The organism is Jeotgalibacillus proteolyticus (genome assembly GCF_002926065.1).
Taxonomy (GTDB): Bacteria; Bacillota; Bacilli; order Bacillales; family Jeotgalibacillaceae; genus Jeotgalibacillus; species Jeotgalibacillus proteolyticus.
The window spans coordinates 326,275-346,387 of the sequence record NZ_PREZ01000001.1; the positions used below are offsets into that span (position 1 = coordinate 326,275).

At 41.6% G+C, this 20,113-nt stretch carries 21 protein-coding genes and 1 other annotated feature; all 21 genes read right to left on the reverse strand.

Annotated elements, in window-relative coordinates:
* Nucleotides 1-145: 145 nt before the first annotated feature.
* The 21 genes from ileS to mraY all read right to left on the reverse strand — a co-directional run bounded on the left by ileS (nt 146) and on the right by mraY (nt 20,085).
* The gene (ileS, locus tag C4B60_RS01705; protein ID WP_104056088.1) at nt 146-2,923 is read right to left on the reverse strand and encodes an isoleucine--tRNA ligase; all 2,778 of its coding nucleotides are present in this window, start codon (nt 2,921-2,923) and stop codon (nt 146-148) included.
* Between the two features lie 54 nt (nt 2,924-2,977).
* Nucleotides 2,978-3,208: a binding site (T-box leader), on the reverse strand.
* A gap of 56 nt (nt 3,209-3,264) precedes the next feature.
* A complete protein-coding gene (locus tag C4B60_RS01710; RefSeq protein ID WP_104056090.1) occupies nt 3,265-3,780 on the reverse strand; it encodes a DivIVA domain-containing protein in 516 nt (171 codons plus the stop codon).
* A 161-nt stretch (nt 3,781-3,941) separates the two neighbouring features.
* Entirely contained in the window at nt 3,942-4,715 is a 774-nt protein-coding gene (locus C4B60_RS01715) for a YlmH family RNA-binding protein (RefSeq protein ID WP_104056092.1), read from the reverse strand.
* A 57-nt stretch (nt 4,716-4,772) separates the two neighbouring features.
* A complete protein-coding gene (locus tag C4B60_RS01720) occupies nt 4,773-5,039 on the reverse strand; it encodes a YggT family protein (RefSeq protein WP_104056094.1) in 267 nt (88 codons plus the stop codon).
* A gap of 33 nt (nt 5,040-5,072) precedes the next feature.
* Nucleotides 5,073-5,498 carry a cell division protein SepF gene (locus C4B60_RS01725; protein ID WP_104056096.1) on the reverse strand — a complete coding sequence of 142 codons (426 nt, stop codon included), beginning with the start codon at nt 5,496-5,498 and terminating at the stop codon, nt 5,073-5,075.
* Between the two features lie 14 nt (nt 5,499-5,512).
* Nucleotides 5,513-6,184 (reverse strand): YggS family pyridoxal phosphate-dependent enzyme, encoded by a 672-nt coding sequence (locus C4B60_RS01730; RefSeq protein WP_104056098.1) that lies wholly within the window; start codon nt 6,182-6,184, stop codon nt 5,513-5,515.
* Nucleotides 6,185-6,186: 2 nt separating this feature from the next.
* On the reverse strand, nt 6,187-7,002 hold the full coding sequence (gene pgeF / locus C4B60_RS01735; RefSeq protein WP_104056100.1) for a peptidoglycan editing factor PgeF: 816 nt from the start codon (nt 7,000-7,002) through the stop codon (nt 6,187-6,189).
* Nucleotides 7,003-7,075: 73 nt separating this feature from the next.
* Nucleotides 7,076-7,333 (reverse strand): YlmC/YmxH family sporulation protein, encoded by a 258-nt coding sequence (locus C4B60_RS01740; RefSeq protein WP_104056102.1) that lies wholly within the window; start codon nt 7,331-7,333, stop codon nt 7,076-7,078.
* Between the two features lie 64 nt (nt 7,334-7,397).
* Nucleotides 7,398-8,174, reverse strand: coding sequence for an RNA polymerase sporulation sigma factor SigG (sigG, locus tag C4B60_RS01745; RefSeq protein ID WP_104056104.1), 777 nt, complete (start codon nt 8,172-8,174; stop codon nt 7,398-7,400).
* A gap of 94 nt (nt 8,175-8,268) precedes the next feature.
* Nucleotides 8,269-8,994: an RNA polymerase sporulation sigma factor SigE gene (gene sigE / locus C4B60_RS01750; RefSeq protein WP_104056106.1), complete on the reverse strand. Its 726-nt coding sequence runs from the start codon at nt 8,992-8,994 to the stop codon at nt 8,269-8,271.
* A 12-nt stretch (nt 8,995-9,006) separates the two neighbouring features.
* Nucleotides 9,007-9,882 carry a sigma-E processing peptidase SpoIIGA gene (locus C4B60_RS01755; RefSeq protein WP_104056108.1) on the reverse strand — a complete coding sequence of 292 codons (876 nt, stop codon included), beginning with the start codon at nt 9,880-9,882 and terminating at the stop codon, nt 9,007-9,009.
* Between the two features lie 157 nt (nt 9,883-10,039).
* The gene (ftsZ, locus tag C4B60_RS01760; protein ID WP_104056110.1) at nt 10,040-11,260 is read right to left on the reverse strand and encodes a cell division protein FtsZ; all 1,221 of its coding nucleotides are present in this window, start codon (nt 11,258-11,260) and stop codon (nt 10,040-10,042) included.
* A 41-nt stretch (nt 11,261-11,301) separates the two neighbouring features.
* Nucleotides 11,302-12,591 (reverse strand): cell division protein FtsA, encoded by a 1,290-nt coding sequence (gene ftsA / locus C4B60_RS01765; protein WP_104056112.1) that lies wholly within the window; start codon nt 12,589-12,591, stop codon nt 11,302-11,304.
* Between the two features lie 112 nt (nt 12,592-12,703).
* A complete protein-coding gene (locus tag C4B60_RS01770) occupies nt 12,704-13,060 on the reverse strand; it encodes a small basic family protein (RefSeq protein ID WP_104056113.1) in 357 nt (118 codons plus the stop codon).
* Between the two features lie 5 nt (nt 13,061-13,065).
* On the reverse strand, nt 13,066-13,791 hold the full coding sequence (locus C4B60_RS01775; protein WP_104056115.1) for a DUF881 domain-containing protein: 726 nt from the start codon (nt 13,789-13,791) through the stop codon (nt 13,066-13,068).
* Between the two features lie 24 nt (nt 13,792-13,815).
* Nucleotides 13,816-14,523 (reverse strand): DUF881 domain-containing protein, encoded by a 708-nt coding sequence (locus C4B60_RS01780; RefSeq protein ID WP_245153843.1) that lies wholly within the window; start codon nt 14,521-14,523, stop codon nt 13,816-13,818.
* Nucleotides 14,507-15,331, reverse strand: coding sequence for a cell division protein FtsQ/DivIB (locus C4B60_RS01785; protein WP_104056119.1), 825 nt, complete (start codon nt 15,329-15,331; stop codon nt 14,507-14,509). The genes C4B60_RS01780 and C4B60_RS01785 overlap by 17 nt, the downstream gene beginning before the upstream one ends.
* Nucleotides 15,332-15,458: 127 nt before the next feature.
* A complete protein-coding gene (gene murB, locus C4B60_RS01790; RefSeq protein WP_104056121.1) occupies nt 15,459-16,379 on the reverse strand; it encodes a UDP-N-acetylmuramate dehydrogenase in 921 nt (306 codons plus the stop codon).
* A 253-nt stretch (nt 16,380-16,632) separates the two neighbouring features.
* The gene (gene spoVE, locus C4B60_RS01795; protein ID WP_104056123.1) at nt 16,633-17,715 is read right to left on the reverse strand and encodes a stage V sporulation protein E; all 1,083 of its coding nucleotides are present in this window, start codon (nt 17,713-17,715) and stop codon (nt 16,633-16,635) included.
* Nucleotides 17,716-17,760: 45 nt separating this feature from the next.
* The gene (gene murD / locus C4B60_RS01800; RefSeq protein ID WP_104056125.1) at nt 17,761-19,110 is read right to left on the reverse strand and encodes a UDP-N-acetylmuramoyl-L-alanine--D-glutamate ligase; all 1,350 of its coding nucleotides are present in this window, start codon (nt 19,108-19,110) and stop codon (nt 17,761-17,763) included.
* The gene (gene mraY, locus C4B60_RS01805; protein WP_104056127.1) at nt 19,111-20,085 is read right to left on the reverse strand and encodes a phospho-N-acetylmuramoyl-pentapeptide-transferase; all 975 of its coding nucleotides are present in this window, start codon (nt 20,083-20,085) and stop codon (nt 19,111-19,113) included.
* Between the last annotated feature and the right edge of the window lie 28 nt (nt 20,086-20,113).

Here is a 20,113-nt window from a genome sequence, read left to right on the forward strand (position 1 = left end):
TTAATGAACCGGGCAGTGCAGCCATGCTTTTATTCAAAACTATCTCTTAAAGCTCCAGAAGGTTCATCCTTAATGTGACTCGCCATCATTAAAATTCATATAAAAAGACCTGGAGATTTCATTATCCCCAGGTCAACCTAATTCATTACTCTTGAGTCAGATGTGCATAATTTTCTTTTACAACTGAAGCACAGCGAGGGCAAAGGGTTGGATGATCAGGATCTTGACCTGCCTCGTCTGTAACGATCCAGCATCTTTCGCATGTTTCTCCTTCAGCTTTCGTAACTAAAACAGCATGCCCATCAAACGTTAAAGCTTCTGCAGGTGCACTCTGCAGCGAATCAGAAACTTCAAAATCTGAAACGATAAAGAGCTGTTTTAAATCTTCATCAATGGAAGAAAGCAATTTGAAAGTTACCTCATCAGCAAAAAGTGTAACTTTTGCTGCAAGTGATTTCCCGATTGTTTTACTGTTTCTTGCTTCCTCCAGCGCTTTTAGTACATCATCACGCAGGTCAAGGAAAGAATTCCATTTTTCCAATAGACCCTTTTCTTCTGTATACTCTTTTTCCTCAGGCATATCGGTAAGCTGAACGCTTTCTTCTTCTGCTCCCGGTACATAAGCCCAAACCTCGTCTGCTGTGTGAGGCAGAATTGGTGAAATCAGTTTTGTCAATGCAGTCAATGCTTCATACATAACCGTTTGCATGGCACGACGGTCTTTATGGTTTTGAGCTTCGATATAAAGGATATCTTTTGCAAAATCCATATAGAACGAGCTTAAATCAAGGGTGCAGAAGTTATTGATCGTATGATAAATCGTTGCAAATTCATACTCTTCATATGATCTTTTTACCGTTTTTACTACCTGATTTAACCGGACAAGTAAGAACTGGTCTACTTCACGAAGATTGTCAAAGGAGACAGCATCCTTCTTTGGATCAAAATCAGCAAGATTAGCAAGCATAAAACGAAGCGTGTTTCTGATTTTACGATATACTTCAGCTACCTGTTTTAGAATAGGATCTGATACACGTACATCAGCCTGATAATCAACAGAAGCCACCCATAATCTTAAAATATCTGCACCAAGCTGATTCATCACTTTTGACGGCAGCATAACGTTACCGAGTGATTTACTCATTTTCCGTCCGTTTCCATCAAGGGCAAATCCGTGGCTTAGCACACCTTTATAAGGAGCTTTACCCGTCACTGCAACTCCTGTAGTGAGGGATGAATTAAACCAGCCGCGGTATTGGTCAGAGCCTTCAAGATATAAATCTGCCGGCCTCTTAAGATCGTCTCTAGCTTCAAGAACAGATTGATGGGATGATCCACTGTCAAACCAGACATCCATAATATCCTGTTCCTTCGTGAACGTTCCGTTTGGACTACCCTCGTGTGTGAAGCCTTCAGGCAGCAAATCCTTCGCTTCCTTTTCAAACCAGATATTTGAACCATGCTCGCCAAATAAATTGGATACATGATCAATTGTTTCCTCAGTAATAATTGCTTCACCATTTTCAGCATAAAATACCGGGATCGGAACGCCCCAAGCCCGCTGACGTGAAATACACCAGTCTCCGCGGTCACGAACCATATTGAACAGACGCGTTTCACCCCATGCTGGAACCCATTTTGTTTCTTTGACTGCCTGCATTAATTCTTCACGGAACTTCTCAATTGATGCAAACCACTGAGCTGTTGCCCGGAAGATAATCGGCTTTTTCGTGCGCCAGTCATGAGGATAGCTGTGAGTAAAGAATTCCAGCTTCAGCAGCGCTCCTGCTTCTTCAAGCTTTTCAGTGATCGGTTTATTTGCTTTATCGTAAAATAAGCCTTCAAAGCCTGGTGCTTCGTCTGTAAATACTCCGCGGTCATCAACCGGACATAGAACATCCAGTCCATATTTTTTCCCTACCTGAAAATCATCCTCACCATGGCCTGGAGCAGTATGAACGCAGCCTGTACCTGCTTCAGTCGTTACATGCTCACCCAGTACAACTAGTGATTCGCGCTCATAAAATGGATGTTTAGCAACAACCCTTTCAAGCTCTGAACCTTTTACGGTTTTAATTACCTGCGGGGAAGCCCACTCCATGGTTTCTGTCACTTTTTGAAGCAATTCTTTAGCTACTACATACCGGCTTCCGCTTTCCTCTACTACTACATACTCAAGTTCAGGATGCAGCGCAATGGCAAGGTTTGCAGGAATCGTCCACGGTGTTGTGGTCCAGATAATAAATTTCACTCCTGCTTCAAGCACGCCTTTACCGTCAGTAACCTCAAAGGATACGTAGATCGACGGGGAGCGTTTATCATGATACTCAATTTCAGCTTCAGCAAGTGCTGATTCGCTTGATGGAGACCAGTAGACAGGTTTTTTGCCTTTATAAATATAGCCTTTTTTCGCCATTTCACCAAAAACCCTGATCTGCTGCGCTTCATATTGAGGCTCTAGTGTAATATAAGGATTATCCCAGTCGCCTCTTACACCAATGCGTTTAAATTGTTCGCGCTGTGATTCTACCTGGCTGTAAGCATACTCAGCGCAGCGCTCTCTAAACTCCGCAATGGTCATTTCTTTGCGCTTAACCCCTTTGTTGGTTAACGCCTGTTCAATCGGAAGGCCATGAGTATCCCAACCTGGTACATAAGGAGCCTGATATCCGCTCATTGATTTATAGCGGACAATAAAGTCTTTCAGCACCTTATTTAATGCGTGCCCCATATGAAGGTCGCCATTTGCATACGGCGGACCGTCATGCAGCACAAAAAGAGGACGTCCTTCTGTGCGTTTTTGAACCTGATCATAAATATTCATTTCAGCCCATTTTTGTTGAATCTCAGGCTCTCTGTTGGGTAAATTTCCTCTCATCGGAAATGCCGTTTTTGGCATAAGCAACGTATCTTTGTATTCCATCCATAATCCTCCTTACAATTTCCATACTAATTAAAAAAGCCCCCTCATCCCAAAAAAAGGGACGAGAGAGCATTGCTTCACGCGGTACCACCCTTATAGAAAACAGTAAACCATTTTCCACTCAAGGAGCCTGTAACGTTCGCCAGCCGCTGCTGCCTACTATCAAGTTCGGCAGCAGAACTCGAGGATGATTTTCTCCAATCGTTCTGCATCGGGCTTTCACCATCCCCGACTCGCTTTCCGGGCAGAAAATTAACTGGATACTGTTCCTGTCATCGTTCATTTTTGAATAAAATTATCTTCATGCTATTATATTTTAGAATAGCCAAATTCGTCAACTATTAGTCGTTTTCAAGCTCAGGCTGCAGGCTTTTTAGGTCTGTAGTGTCAAGATCATACTCCATTAAGTCTTCCCAGTCGCCATTTGAGATTAAATCCAGCTGAGCTTCGATCAGCATTTTAAATCTTGTGCGGAACACTTTGGACTGCTTTTTAAGATCTTCAATTTCAATAGCAATCTTGCGGGCTTTAGCTAAAGAATCGTTTACAATCCGATCAGCATTTCTTTCCGCTTCTTTAATAATCAGCTTTGATTCTTTCATCGCGTTGCGCCGGACTTCTTCTGCTGCTTCCTGGGCGACAACAATCGATTTGTTCAGCGTTTCTTCAATATTGGTAAAATGCCCTAATCGTTCGCTATTGTTATTGAGCTTTTCTTCCAGCTCTTTTTTTTCACGGAGAAGTATTTCATAATCTTTAATAATCTGATCTAAAAATTCATTTACTTCTTCCTCATCATACCCTCTGAATCCACGATTAAATTCTTTATTATGTATATCCAATGGTGATAGTGGCATGCTGGCACCTCCAACCTCTCATATGCTTTTCACTTATTATTATACTGATGATTCGTCAATTTGTGGGGATTCTCTTCAAATTAAGAGTAAAAAATTTCGTATTTCGTCATATTGTCTCATTAAAACAGCTTAATTCCAACAAATATTTGTCATTTTTCTAATCAACCTATCGTGTAGAGCTTAAGTCTGTATTTATCTTTTTTGGTTTTTCCTTCAATCTCTCCAATTCTGAGCCTGCCAAATCCTCTTACAGAAAGGATGTCTTCTTCACCGCATTCAAAGGAGGGATGTTCTTCTGCTTTGAAATTCACTTTGGCTTTGCCTCCCTGAATTAAAAGCTGTGCCTTCTGTCTTGAAATAGACATGGCCCCTGCTATTACGACATCAAGTCTTAAAGAGCTGAGAGTTACAAACTTCTCTCTCCATTTTTCATCAGACGGCGAATAGTGATCCCAGCTTACCTCTTTGACCAAAACCGCATTTCTGCCTATCTGATTAAGGTTCATGGTAAAGAAAGAGGAAAATTCCTGCGCCACAACAATATAGATTTTATCATCTGAAAAGATGATATCCCCGAATTTCTCCCGTTTAATTCCAAGTCCCATTAAAGATCCTAAGACATCCTTATGCTCCACTGAAATAAATTTTGCCGGGTAGCTTACTTCAATCAGCAGCAGGTTAAAATCATCAAATGCAGGCTGCAAATAATCAGGATAGATTAAACACCTTCTGCGTTCTGCTCCTTCACCGCCCTCAAAGGCTGCCCGGACTTCCCCGGTTGTGCCAATAAGTGATTGAACGATAAATACCTGTCTAGGATCCAGAAAATCTGTCAATTTGGGTGCATACATCGTTTCTGTATCCTGTTTCCAGCCGAGTACGCGATCGATAAATCCCTGTTCTTCCTTGCGAAAATGCTGATAAACAGATGACACTTTTTTTCCTCCCTTTGAAAAATGCCTTTATCCTGAAGGATAAAGGCATGAATAATGTTAAGCAATCATGTTAAAAAGTACTTCCAGGCCGCTTCTGGCTAAATTCAAGGTGATAATCGCTACTAATGGCGATATGTCAATCATGCCAAGAGGAGGAATTATTTTTCTAAACGGCTCCAGATAAGGCTCGCAGATTCTGGCTAAGGTTTGGCCAAAGCTGCTTTCTCTTGCATTAGGAAACCATGACATTAAAATATAAATAATTAATGCATAGCTGTAAAACGTAATCAGTGTACCAATTACACCAAATATAGTATTCAGCATACTCGTTAAAACCACCTATCTATCCTTTACGGATTAATCTTCTTGTATAAAATCAGTAATATTTCCGCTTACTTCTATGTTATCAGGCGTACATAGAAATATATCTGTGCCAACGCGCTGAATATCTCCACCGATGGCGTACACCGTTCCACTTAGAAAATCAACGATTCGTTTCGCCTGATCCTTGTTAATTCTCTGCAGGTTAACCACTACTGCCCGGTGACTTTTTAAGTGGTCAGCTATATCCTGAGCCTCCGCATACATTCTTGGTTCAAGCAAAACCATTTTGGAGGATTTCTGAACACTTTGCAGGCTTACAACGTTCTGCTTTTGAACCGGCTGTTTTTTATTCGTGCGTGGCTGTGCCGGCTCTTCCTTTTGCTCTTCAATATATTCTTCAACATATTCTTCTTCTTCATCAACAAAAAAGAAGTTTTTAAATTTCGATTTCATCCCCATGGTGCATTCCTCCTTTATTCGCCTACAAGCGCTGAACCGATTCTGACAAAAGTAGCGCCTTCTTCGATCGCAATTTCATAGTCATTTGACATTCCCATGGAAAGCTCAGTACACGGTGCATGAAGAAACCCATGTGTATGTATCGTTTCTTTTAATTTTGAGAGATCTTTGAAGCACTTCCGCAGAATTTTTTCATCCGTGGTGTGAGGAGCCATAGTCATTAGGCCGACCACTTTTATTTTATCATATTTCGACAGCTGATCGATAAATTCAATTATATTTTCAGGAGATATTCCATGTTTTTGTTCCTCTCCTGACACATTTACCTGAACAAAACATTTTATTTCCCCATCAGCGCGCTTATTAATCTCCTTAGCAAGCGACAGCCTGTCCAGTGAATGAAGATAATCGATATCATTGATGACGTCTTTGACCTTTCTTGATTGAAGTGATCCAATGAAATGCCAAACCGTTTGTCCTGTTAGTACTTCTTTTTTCTCCAGTAGTCCTTCAAGCCTGTTTTCCCCTAAATGAAAAAATCCTGCATCAGCTGCTTCCTGCGCCCGCTCATTTGTAACGTATTTCGTCACGGCGACCACTGTTACGTCATCGGCTGAACGCCCGGCTCTCGCTGAAGCTGCATTTATGTTCATTTTGATTCGTTTTCCTTTTTCTATTACATCCATTTTTAATTCCTCCAACCAATGACCGCTGCCATTCTTCCTGTTTTCCCCTGGTCTCTCCGGTGAGAAAAAAACAAATCATCCTCACAGGAAGTGCACAATGAAGAGATTGAAATGTTGCTCTCTAAAATTCCTGCGTTTATCAGGAGCTGTTTATTTACCTCTTTTAAGTCCAGTGAATAAGTTAAGTCGGTCTTTTTTATAAAGCTTTTATGCTCATTCTCACCCAGGCAGTTTTTTACCTTATTAATAACAAAATCATCTACTTCGTAACAGCAGCTCCCTATAGAGGGACCAATATAGCATTTTAATTTGGATAGATCCGTACCTGCCATTTCAGCTTCATGAACCATTGCCCCGGCAATGTTCAAAACAGTGCCCTTCCAGCCTGCATGAGCTGCTCCGGCAAAGCCTGAATCCGGCTCTGCAAAAAATAGCGGGACACAGTCAGCGAAGCATAAAGCAAGAAAAACATTCCGTTCAACCGTCCATAAACCATCTGTTTCGGGAATGGCATTTTCAAAAAGAAGGGTTCCCGCACCGCATTCATTATGTGTAACCTTCCTTATGTCTGCTCCATGAATCTGGTCTGCCCATATAAAATTGGCTGCAGGAGCATCCAGCTCCTCTGCCAAAATCCTTCTGTTTGAAATTACGTCCTCCGGAAGGTCCTTTACATGCAGTCCCAGGTTCAGACTGCTGAAAGCTCCGCTGCTTACACCACCGTTTTTTGCAGAAAAGATGGCAACAAGAGAAGGTATTTCTTTTGTCCAATCTTCAATTGTAAGAAACCTGGCTGATTTTTTGTCCGTTACCTTCACCTGTTGCTTCACCTCTTCTTATTTTTATAAAGTGTACCATATTACAGCACATAAACGGTATTGAAAAAGGTGCTTACGAGGATTCTAATGTGTCATGAAGAATCTGCCCTCTAACTAAAATGACGTCATTTCCGATTTTAACTAAGTCCTTCCATGGGATTGTGATTTCTCCCCCCCTGCTGAACCATCCCTTCCAATTTCCGTTCCCCTGAATAATAATGGATTCAATAACACCCGTTTTCACATTAATATCAATATCAGAAATCGGTCCAAGCTTCTTCCCATCCGAAACAGACACCACATCTTTTTGCTGCAACTCAGAGATTCTCATTCCCATCCCCCCTTGATAAATCTATTTTATGCAAAAAAAAGAAAGGAGAACACCTCTCTCCTTTCTAATGTACATATCGATTCATTTGCTTTATTGCTCCTTTTTCCAATCTGGAAACTTGAGCCTGAGAAATACCGATTTCATCCGCTACTTCCATCTGGGTTTTACCAAAAAAGAAACGGTTTTGAATAATCATTTTTTCCCTGTCACTTAAATGATGCATTCCTTCCTTGATGGATAATTCCTCCACCCATTGTTCATCGCTTGTCCGGTCATCGCTTACCTGATCAAGAACGTAGATCGGGTCGCCGCCATCCTGATAAATCGGTTCGAACAGTGACACCGGATCCTGAATGGCATCAAGTGCAAAGAGAATATCCTCTTTAGGCAACCCTACCCGTGCCGCAATTTCTTCTATTGTAGGCTCTTTAGACGTTTCGCTAATTAGCTGCTCCTTTGCCTGCAAAGACTTATAAGCGATGTCCCTTAATGATCTGGACACTCTGATCGGGTTGTTATCTCTTAAGTACCTTCTTATTTCACCGATAATCATCGGTACTGCATAGGTTGAGAATCGGACATTTTGTCCCAAGTCAAAATTATCTATCGACTTTAATAGACCAATGCATCCAACCTGAAACAGGTCATCCGGGTTTTCGTTCCTGTGTGAAAAACGCTGTATCACACTAAGTACTAATCGCATATTCCCATACACTAATGTTTCTCTCGCTTCATCATTTCCGCTTTGTAAATCAGTAAAGAGCTTTCTCATTTCTTCATTTTTATAAATCGGTAATGTTGAGGTGTCGACTCCACAAATCTCTACTTTATTGCGTGCCATCTTTTTTCCTCCAGTCGGGAGTATGGGTTCTCGTTCAGTATTTCCCCCGGAAGAAAAAATATTCTATTTTTGAATTACCTGAATATGGTGTTTTTCACACCATTTTACTTACTTCTTTTTGTAATCGCCGTATAATTCTTTTTTCCAGCCTTGAAATGTATGATTGCGAAATTCCCATTAAGTCTGCTACATCCTTTTGTGTGTGCTCCTGCTGGCCGTTCAGGCCGAATCTGCATTCAATGATAAAAGTCTCTCTCTCGTCTAAAATCGTCAGCGCCTGCTTAAGCAATACGCGATCCATTCTTGATTCAATATCCTTCACGATTAAATCATTATCTGTTCCGAGTACGTCAGAAAGAAGCAATTCATTTCCGTCCCAGTCTGTATTTAGCGGCTCATCAAAGGATACTTCGGATCTTAATTTATTCGTTCTGCGCAAATACATTAAAATTTCATTTTCAATACAGCGGGAAGCATAAGTGGCAAGCTTGATCTTCTTTTCCAAGTCAAAGGTATTAATGGCTTTTATTAAGCCGATAGTTCCGATGCTGATCAAATCCTCAATATTAATTCCGGTATTCTCAAACTTCCTTGCGATGTACACAACAAGCCTTAAGTTCCGTTCAATCAGTGTGGATCTTGCCCGCTCATCCCCATCCGCAAGTCTCTGAAGGACCAGAGCTTCTTCATCACGCTCTAATGGGGAAGGCAGAGCTTCACTTCCACCGATGTAGAAAATATCCTTTACTTTAATTCCTAACTTATTGGATGTTTGAAGAAGCCATAATTGCATTGTGCGCTTTGCTTGAACAAGCAGCATTTCCATCACTCCCTATAGTTGATGACAAGGCAATAATTGCAGTGGGTTTAGTAAACAATTGCATTTTTCCTCAAATAATAATGTTTCATTTGTAAATACGACCGGTACATTGTTCAATAAAAATTTTTTGCCATTCACAGTACAAGCAACCCGGTCACACATAATGCCAATCATCATTTGGTTAGTTGAATGAACCGTCCTGGATGGGATCATCCTTACTTTCTTTTGCCACATCGTAGGCCAGTCCATAAACTGTTGTCCTGTTAGCGAACTCGAAATCATATCAGGAAGTAATTCTTTTGCTACCTGCGCATTGGCAAATACTACTGGAGATTTTGTAAATGGATCAATCACATGATTTCCACTGTCTAAAAATCCATTGCCCCGCCAAGCCTGTCCATTAACTTCAATCTCCACCTGATAGGTAAATGTTTCTCCAATGTGGTTCATCTGCAGGGACTCTACAATTTTTGTCATACAAACCATTGCTGTAATCAGCAAAAGCGAAAGTATGACAAGCATGCTGAAGGAATTTTCAGTAAGCAGAGCGTGTTTTGAATCCCTAAGCATTTGTTTAATCATGTACATCCCGCCGCCAATCAGACTGCTTGCGCCCCAAAATGTAATGCAGGCTCTCAGGAGACTTCTAAATCCTTTAATGGAAAACGAATACCAGACAATAAAAAAGCTAAAAAGCAAAAACGATAAAATTTCAATTACCTGAGGGATATCAAAGTTCATAAAACCTGCCTGCATAAGCGTGCTGGTGCTAGTCAGAAACAGAAAACGTCTCCACTTCGGCGGCTGATTAATTAATCTGCCAACCATCCATAATACACAGCAATCTACCCAAGAGTTTAACGCCCACAGCGCTTCAAGATGAAGCATCTTGTGGAGTCCCCCCTTTCTTTGAAACAAAGTATATCCAAAAGTAAAAGAGAAAATTGTCAAAATCAATACAGAAATTCAATAAATATTTCTTTAAAAACCCTCAAAAAAAGACTGAATCCCACAATGAGATTCAGTCTTTTGAATTTTATTTAATTTAGTTGCGGCGACGGTTACGGTTGCGCAGAAACGTTGGAATATCCAGTGTATCTTCTACCGGCTGCTGTGAAGAACGGGAAGGCTGTTCATGTGAATGAACGTCTTCTCTGTCACGATCTCGATCGCGGTCACGGTCACGGTCGCGCTCACGCTCTCTTGGCTGTTCTCTTTCTCTTTCACGCTCGCGTTTTGGCGCCAATGAAGAAGGCTGCTGTCTGATTTGTCCGCCCATTTGAGGCCGTGACGGTTTTTGCTGCTGGTTTAAGTTTTCACTAAAACCTGTTGCAATAACGGTTACTAAAATTTCCTCTTTTAAATCTTCTCTAATAACGGATCCAAAAATCATATTTACTTCCTGATCTGAAGCACTGGCTACAATATCAGCTGCTTCCTGAACCTCATAAAGGCTTAAGTTATTTCCGCCGGTGATATTCATCAATACCCCTTGAGCTCCGTCGATGGATGTCTCAAGTAAAGGGCTGGAAATCGCTTTTTTTGCTGCTTCTGAAGCTCTGTTTTCTCCTGAAGCTACACCTATACCCATAAGGGCAGATCCTTTGTTTGACATGATCGTTTTAACATCTGCAAAGTCAAGATTAATTAAACCAGGCACTGCAATTAAATCTGAGATGCCCTGCACACCCTGACGAAGCACATTATCCGCTTCACGGAATGCTTCAAGCATAGGCGTACTTTTATCGACAATCTCTAGAAGACGATCGTTTGGAATGACGATGAGTGTATCGACTGCCTCTTTCATGGCACCGATACCGCCGCCAGCCTGATTCGCACGTTTGCGTCCTTCGAAAGTGAACGGCCGTGTTACAACACCGACAGTTAAGCTGCCTAGTTCTCTTGCAATTTGTGCGATAACCGGTGCAGCACCCGTTCCTGTACCTCCGCCCATTCCGGCTGTAACGAAGACCATGTCGGCTCCCTTAATCGCTTCTTCAATCTGCTCTCTGCTTTCCTCAGCAGCTTTTTTGCCTACTTCCGGGTTAGCTCCTGCTCCGAGCCCGCGGGTTAATTTCCCCCCGATTTGCATTTTAATCTCTGCTTTAGAAAGATTTAATGCCTGAGCATCTGTATTAACTGCAATAAATTCTACACCTTGTACTCCGTGCTCGATCATACGATTGACTGCGTTGTTTCCGCCGCCTCCTACACCGATGACTTTTATGGTTGCCAATGAATCTACATTCGTATCAAAATCCAACATTCATAAGTCCTCCTAATTCATCCAAATTACTTTTTTTAAGGTTATTCAAAGAAATACCCCAATAGCTTCTTGAATTTTCCCTCTTCGTTCTTTTGTTTTGGTTTTGGCTGTTTTGGCCTTGATTCCGGTTGTTTTTTTGACGAATGATCACCGGCACCTTCGTATTCGGATGCTGAAGGCTGTTTGTCGAGCCTTCCCTGCAGCTTGGCATGTTTGTGAGCATACTTAATTAGTCCGACAGCTGTTGTATATTGTGGTTCTCTGACACCAATATAATCAGGTATTGCGACTCTTACCTGATTTTGAAGTACAGCCTGACCCAGCTCAAGAATTCCCTGCATGTTTGCAACTCCGCCGGATAAAACAAAACCTCCTGGCAGATTATGAATATTTAATCTCTTTAACTCGTTAATAACCAAATCAAACATTTCTTCTAATCTTACTTCAATAATATCAGAAATTTCAAGCTGATTGAACTGCTGGTGCTGATCACTTCCTATTATTGGAACACTGAAAACCTCTTCTTCGGATGCGTAATCATAAAATGCATGCCCATGCTTAATCTTAATTGATTCAGCATCATCTGTCGTTGTTCTCAATCCAATGGAAAGATCCTTTGTAATATGTTCACCGCCTACAGGAACAATTGAAGTGGCTATTAGATTGCCCTGCTCAAAGACAGCTATGCTTGTTGAGCCGCCGCCAATATCTAAAATAGCTGTTCCCAGGCTTTGCTCATCCTTTGATAAAGCAATGGTTCCAGCAGCTAGAGGCTGAAGGAAAATATCCGCAATTTCAAGGCCAGCGCGTTCGACACAACGCAGAATATTATGAAGCATTGTTTTAGAGCCCGTAATGACCGTGCCTTCCATTTCAAGGCGTACGCCTATCATGCCCCGTGGATCTTTTATCTCATCAAGTCCATCAACAATAAATTGCCTCGGCACAATATTAATAATTTCCCTTTCAGGAGAAATAGGCATTACCTGAGCTGCATCTATTACCCTTGCTACATCTTCATCCCTAATTTCCTTGTCATCCGTTGAGACCGCCACGACTCCGTGACACGGTTGTAAGGAAACATGGTTTCCAGGAATACCTACAATAACATTATGTATATCAAGACCTGTCATTCTTTCTGCTTGATCTACAGCTTTTTGAATAGAACGGACCGTTTCATCAATATCAACAATTGATCCTTTTCTTATTCCTTCTGATTGTACGTTGCCTACCCCGATGATATTGAGAGAGTCATGTACTAATTCAGCAATTATTACTTTCACATTCGATGTTCCGATATCAAGACTAACAAAATACTCATTATTACTCATCCTGTGGCACCTCCCTCAAAAGCAGTTAGTTTCATTTATTTCATCATTTAATAGTTGATTTACATTCTACGAAGATTATTCTGCAAAAAAGCCATAAAGCCTTTAAATATCGCTAAATTGCATTCTTTTTCTTTTCATTCCATTGAACAAGCAGCAACCGTCGAATAACGGCGATATTTTGAAACAGCCTTACTCCAAAAGCAAAAATGGCTGCTAAGTATAAGTCTACACCAAGATGAACGCCTAGAAAAGCCAAACTTATAGCTAAAACAATATTAAAAAAGAATCCCGATATAAACACGCTGTCATCGTAAACCCCCTGCAAGTAGGCCCTAATCCCCCCAAAGAGGGTATCTAGAGCAGCCAAAACCGCAATGGAAAGATAGTTTGAATATTCTTCAGGTATTGAAAGTTCGGTAAATAGACCTAAGAAAATACCGACAATTAGTGCAAGGACCGGCAGCCACATTTAATTTACTCCTCTTCATCAGCCGCTTGCGGTATCATCGAGCGGACATTAATTCTTTTATCGTAAGCCGGCACTTCAAGATGCTGCTGCGGTTCGTTAATGACGAGCCGGATATCATCGATAAAAAAGTCCTCCTGCAGCTCAGAACCAAGCATTCGGTTATAAAGCTTTTCAGCCTCCTGCGAATTTTTCGACAGGATTGTCAAGGTGATTGGAAGAGCGGGAAGAGAATTCCCGTTTACTGCTGTGATCCCGTTAATATCTCTAATAACAGAGACTGCTCCTAAACGGTATTGATTGACTGAGATATGCTGGGCATTAAATAGATATAATTGATTAACAAGCCTTTGCAAAAGGTCAGCGCTAATTTTCCCGGCACTGCCGCCCATTAAAACCTCCTCTGCTATTGGCTTTAGCTCAAGGGTAATACCAGTCCCCTCTATTGCTGTCATACCGGCTTCTGTTTTTAATTGCTCTACTGTTTCTAAAAGAGTTTCTTTCTTACTAGAAGCCTGATCTTTTTCATATTGGTAAATCGTTTTTTCCTGGGCGTCGATTTGAGAAAGAAGAATGGATTGCTGTTCAAGCTGAACGCCAAGCTCCTGTCGTATTTCCCAAATATCGCGCGTATCGCGTTCAGCAGGTTTTTTAACGGTCTGAAACTGTACAGCAACTAAAAAGCCGATAACCATTGAGATTAAAGTGAAATGCAATTTTGCTTTTCTATTCATTCGCTTAACGCCTTTCAGTATACGCTATAAATCACGAATAACCGGGGCCATCCTGATTAACTCTTTTTTCTCCATCGTAAAGTTAATCGAATCGTTTACCAGCTGATCCCGAACTCCCCCGGTAATTGTAAGTGCAGAGCTCATAACTTCATAATCTCCAATTGCTGTAATGGTAAAAGGAGCTGGAAGCTGTATATTATCTACAGTAATAACCGGACCATTACAAATAATATACGTATCGCGGGCAATTCTCTGTCCGTTGATCGCGATCCCTTCGGCACCTGCTATGTACAGCTCATTAATAACATGAAAAAGATGATGTTCATGGACAAGATAATCATTAATATTTTCAATGGCAGGATCGTATTCTCCATCCGCAAGAGTGATAGCAACCCCGGGGCCCTCAACTGCGACCTTGCCGAGTATGAGCCTGTATTGATCCGCTTCTACAGCAAGGCCGGAAGCATCGTCATTATCTGAAATAGTCCGTTCATATTCCCTGACTGAGTCAAGCAGCTGAAATAGCTCCTCCTGTAAATCCAGATTTTCCTGCTGAGTCTGCAGCAATTCCTGGCGTGCGTTCTCCTTTTTTGAATTAAACCGGTTAATGGACTGTCCGCCCTGATCATCGTTTGAAAATTGTTCTTTAGTTATGCTGTACGAAAAGGAGAGCAAAAAACCAAGAACAAGAAAGACTATTGAAAATAAAAGTGTCCTACCCTTCTGTTTCAAGGTCTTCTTCTCCTCCGTCGCCATCCTCCAACCCGTCGGTGTCAAGCTCCTGCTGATCCCCACTTTGATAAGCTCTAAAATATGAGCCTACTTCAAGATCAATCACTCCTTTTACCGAAGGGTCCAGCTGGCTTACAATGGCAGGGTAATGAGCCATTTTTAAAGCAAAAGTGTCCAGTACAGCAGATACTTCAAAACCATCATTCATATAAACTGATATATGATTTTTATCAGTATTTGTCGGTGTTAAAAGAATCTCCGAAATTGACTGCCGGACTTCCGGAGGCAGTTCAGAAAGGGAAGCTGCCATCTCTTCTAATGTCTGATCCATTGAAAAGCCAACAAGTATAGGGGCATCCTGTGAAAGGCCGCTGCTTTCGATCGATTTGGAAGTAGCTCCATTTTCAAGAATGGGAATATACTGTTTTTCCTGCTTTATATAAGCAATTTGTCCAAACTCCTGAATGTTTATTTGCAGAGTGGTAGGAAAATCTTTGGAAGCCTCAACAGATTTCACTTCCGGCTTGCTTAGAAGGTTTTCCTCTACCAGGTCAAGGTCGGTGGCCCAATAGGAATCTCCCAATGATACACCGCTTGCATCCATTATTTCATCATCAGTCAGCCACGTGGCTCCCTCAACAGAAAAAGACTGAAATTTACTGTAAGGGGATTGGAAATACAAAATAATAAGAATAACCAAGATAAATAACAATACCACAGACAGCAGTCTTCTGTTTGCTTTCTTTCTGCGTCGCTGTTTTAGCTGCGGGACCCTGTCTTCCAGTGAAACGACTGGCTTTCTGCCCATCGATTCAACACTCCCTTTTTAAGACAAAAGCGAAAGAAAGCAAAAAAGCTCTCTTTTACTTATGCACAACATATGATGTTTCATTATTCTTATTCGTTTACACGAAAAAGTCAGCAAAACGGCTGATTTATTTAAAATCTGATTCGTTGCCTACCCACTCAACTTCTGTTTCTATGATAATTCCCTTATTCTCAAGGATCGTTCGTTTAATATGGCTGATCAGGTCCTGCACATCTTTTGAAGTGGCTCCCCCTGCGTTTACAATGAAATTTCCGTGAAGCTCTGAAACCTTTGCACCGCCAATCTGATAGCCTTTTAATCCAGCCTCCTGAATTAACTGACCCGCATAGTCAGGAAGCGGGTTTCTGAAAATACTGCCTGAACAAGGATGGTTCCACGGCTGCGTTTCACGTCGGTAGTCTTTATACTTCTTCATTTCAGCCTTTATTTTTTCAGAGCTGTCTTCTTTCAGGGCAAATTCTGCCTCAATAACAATCCCAGGGCGTTCTTTCTGCAGGACAGAAGTACGGTAAGAAAATTTCATTTCTTCATTTGTCAGCCATTCCATATCCCCGTTTGGAAACAACACATGGGCACGAGTGAGAATTTTGGAAATATCTGATCCATGAGCTCCTGCATTCATATAGACAGAACCGCCTACAGACCCTGGAATACCGCTTGCAAATTGAAGTCCATGAAGCCCTTCACGCGCCATTTTAGTGGCGAGAACGATAATGGAATAACCGCCTCCCACCCGGATCGTCGTTCCCTCAATCTGCAAATCATCCATGCCCTTTCCAAGCTTGATTACTACCCCCTTTATGCCTTTATCACTCACTAAAAGGTTCGAACCTCTTCCAATAACCCGCCATTCTACATTATGCCGGTTGATTAGTGTCATCAGCTGTTTTAAATGTTCAACAGAAGACGGCTCAATCAGCACATCAGCCGGTCCCCCAACTTTCATTGTTGTATGATTAACCAATTTCTCGTCGTAAGATACTTTTCCTAATTCTGCTTTTTGCAGTTCAATTATAAACTTCTCCATACTTTCTCTCCTTAAAGCATCATAATTCGCAGTATGCAAAAAAAACTCAGACATCTGCGAGTATGTCTTTTCCCTATACTACACTATTCTAATCAAAGAACATACAACTGAAAAGCCTTCGTCATTAAAATGTAAAAATAAACTTTTCTTATAAAATTTTATTTTACCTGCCATGTCCTTGTTACAAACAAGAAAAGGATAAATTGAGTCTGGGTAATAAAAAAATCAGTCTGAGACACTGTCCCAAACCGATTTAAACTTTTTTCCTGTATTTACTTATATTCAATAAAATTCCGCAGGAGAGAAGGACAAGTAAAAGGGAAGAGCCTCCATAGCTCATAAAAGGCAATGTGATCCCTGTTACCGGTATCAGGCCGATTACAACGGCTACATTAATCATCACCTGAATGCCGATCATCAGGACAATGCCGCCTGCCATCAGCTGACCGAAAGTATCTGGGGCAGCGAGTGCAATTAAAACCCCTCTCCAGACAATCGCGCTAAAGAGCAAAAGCAGGAGCAATCCGCCGAAAAAACCAAGCTCTTCTCCTACGATCGCAAAAATAAAATCGTTTTGCGGTTCAGGAAGATAAAAATATTTTTGTCTGCTTTCTCCAAGTCCAAATCCAAAAATGGCTCCCGGTCCAAGTGCATACAAAGATTGAATCATCTGAAATCCGGCCCCTAAAGGATCCTGCCATGGGTCAAGATACGAAACAATACGCTGAAGGCGGTAAGGTGCTGAAATAATCAATCCTGCAAAGCCTGCAATACCCAAAAAAATAAGTCCTGCAAAAAAACGGTACGGCGCTCCCGCTAAAAACATCAGGGCCAGACCAGTTCCTAAAATAACAGTGCCTGTCCCTAAATCGGGCTGAAGCATGACGATGCCAAATGGAAGAATTAATAAAAGCAGCTGTGGTGCCATTCCTTTGCGGAAGTTGGTAATCGGATGGCTCGTTTCCTCCAGATTTTTCGCCAGAAGAAGCAATACCCCGATTTTTGCAAACTCAGAAGGCTGGAGGGACAGCGGTCCCACTCCAAGCCAGCTTTGGGATCCGTTTCTTACAAGACCCACACCCGGTATTAACACGAGAATCAAAAGCAGTACGCCTCCCAGGTAAACGGTCCATGCGTATTTTTTTAGTTTCCAATAATTGAAATTGGCTAAAAAAAGCATGGATACGATTCCAAGAATGGCAAAAACAGCTTGTCTTTTTGAAAAAAAGTGTGAATCACCAAAGCGGTCCAATGCCCATACGGAACTTGCGCTGTCGATCATAATGATGCCAAACACAACACACGAACAAATAAGTCCAACGAGCCAACGGTCCATACTTATTGAGCCTCACAGTGAAAGATTGAGCAGTTAAACGCCCTGTTAAAGTTTATTCACCTCATCAATAAATATGTCTCCTCTTACTTCAAACGTCGGGTGCTGATCCCAGCTTGCACATGCTGGTGATAAAAGCACAATATCACCAGGTGAAGCAAGCTCTGAAGCTGCCCCTACACTTTCTTTTACGCTGTGTACTTTTATAAGAGATTTAATTCCTGCCTTCTCTCCCATATCAAGCATCTTTTGGGCTGTCTGGCCAAACGCAATCATTGATTTAACATTTTTAAGGTAAGGTATTAAATCATCAAAGCTGTTTCCTCTATCTAATCCTCCGCAAAGAAGGATCGTTGGCTTTTGAAAGGCATCCAGTGCACTTTTTGTCGCTAGTGTATTTGTGGCTTTTGAATCGTTATAAAACTTTACATCATTCCACTCTCTAACAAACTGAGTACGGTGGCGTACACCGGTAAAGGTAGCCAGGACAGAACGGATCGCCTGATTGTCTGCTCCTGATAGCTTAGCTGCTGCAACCGCTGCAAGAATATTTTCAAGATTATGAGCTCCCGGAAGTACAATCTCCTCTGTATGAATGATTTCCTCACCCTTAAAATAAAGTACTCCTTCGGAAACATATAAGCCATCTGAAACTATTTTCTTTGTAGAAAATGGAATAATTTGCGCTTTTGTAAACGAAACCCGATCCATTAGCTCAGGCTGATCTGCATTAACAATGAGAAAATCTTTTTCAGTTTGATTTTTTGTAACAGCCGTTTTTGCCTTTACATACTCGTCCCTCGAGGAGTGATAATCAAGATGCGCATCATAAATATTTGTAATCACTGCAATAGATGGCTTAAATTCGTTAATTCCCATCAGCTGAAAGGAAGAGAGCTCGACAACCATTGTGTCGGAAGCTTTTGCCTTTTGAGCTACCTCACAAGCCACCGTACCAATATTTCCTGCCATATAAACAGGCTGCTTTGCAGCTTCAATCATATGATGCACAAGGGTTGTGGTGGTGGTTTTACCATTTGTTCCTGTAATTCCGATCATCGTTGATTCACTGATCAGATAAGCAAGTTCAACTTCTGTAATAACCGGAAGCCCCATTTCTCTAGCGCCTTTTATTAGCTCGTTCGTGTAGGGAATCCCGGGATTTTTGACGATTAATTCAAAGCCTTCCTCCAGCAATTCCACCGGATGGCTTCCGCACACAACCTTAATCCCTTCGTCGAGCAGGGACTGAGCCTCTTTATTCTCAGAAAGCGGCTTCCAGTCATTTACCGTGACGAAAGCGCCCAAGCGGTGCAGAAGCAAAGAAGCAGCAACACCGCTTTTGGCCAAGCCGACTACAAGTATTTTTTTATTTTGATATGTTGTAATATGCTTCATTTATCCAAACACTCCAATCAATACACCTAGGATGCCGACTGCAAGGCCGACTGACCAAAATACAGTAACAACCTTCCATTCAGACCAGCCGACTAATTCAAAATGATGATGCAGCGGACTCATTCTGAAGATTCGTTTACCGGTTAATTTAAAGGAAGTCACCTGCATAATAACGGAAAGAGTTTCTGCTACAAAAACAAGACCGATTAAAAGTAGCAGCACTTCCTGCTTAGCAAGCAGTGAGACTGTTCCAATAGCGCCTCCTAACGCAAGAGACCCTGTATCTCCCATAAAGACCTTTGCCGGGTGCGCATTAAAAACTAAAAATCCTAATACCGCTCCCACAACAGCCATACAGAAGATCGTCAGTGTAAATTGCTCCTGCTGATAGGCTAAAATGGCAAATGCTCCAAATGCTATAGCTGCTGTTCCGGAAACGAGCCCGTCCAACCCATCTGTTAAATTAACAGCATTTGAGAAACCGACGAGCCAGAAAATCACAAATCCAACATAAAGAAAGCCAAGATTAATTTCCACTGTAGTGAAAGGTATAGCAATAATTGACGAAAAGCCATTAGCTTGAAAAATTACATAAAAAATGATAGCAATGAAGATTTGGCCTATTAACTTTTGGAGGGATGTAAGCCCAAGATTCCGTTTCATCACAACCTTGATAAAGTCATCCAGGAAGCCAAGAATTCCGAAGGTTACTGTTACCAAAAGCAAAAGCAGCAAGGTTACATTCATCGCATTAAAGAAAGCAGTAACCGCAAGCGAAGTTACGATGATGGAAAACAGGATAATTATCCCGCCCATGGTCGGGGTTCCGGATTTTTTCTGGTGAGATTCCGGCCCTTCCTCCCGGATGCTTTGACCAAATTTTAACCTGCGTAAATATGGAATAAATAATGGTGATACTGCGACTGTTACAAAAAACGCCCCAAACAACGAGGCGAATATAGCCAAAATCGACATGCTAAATCCTCCTAATTCAAAAACGATA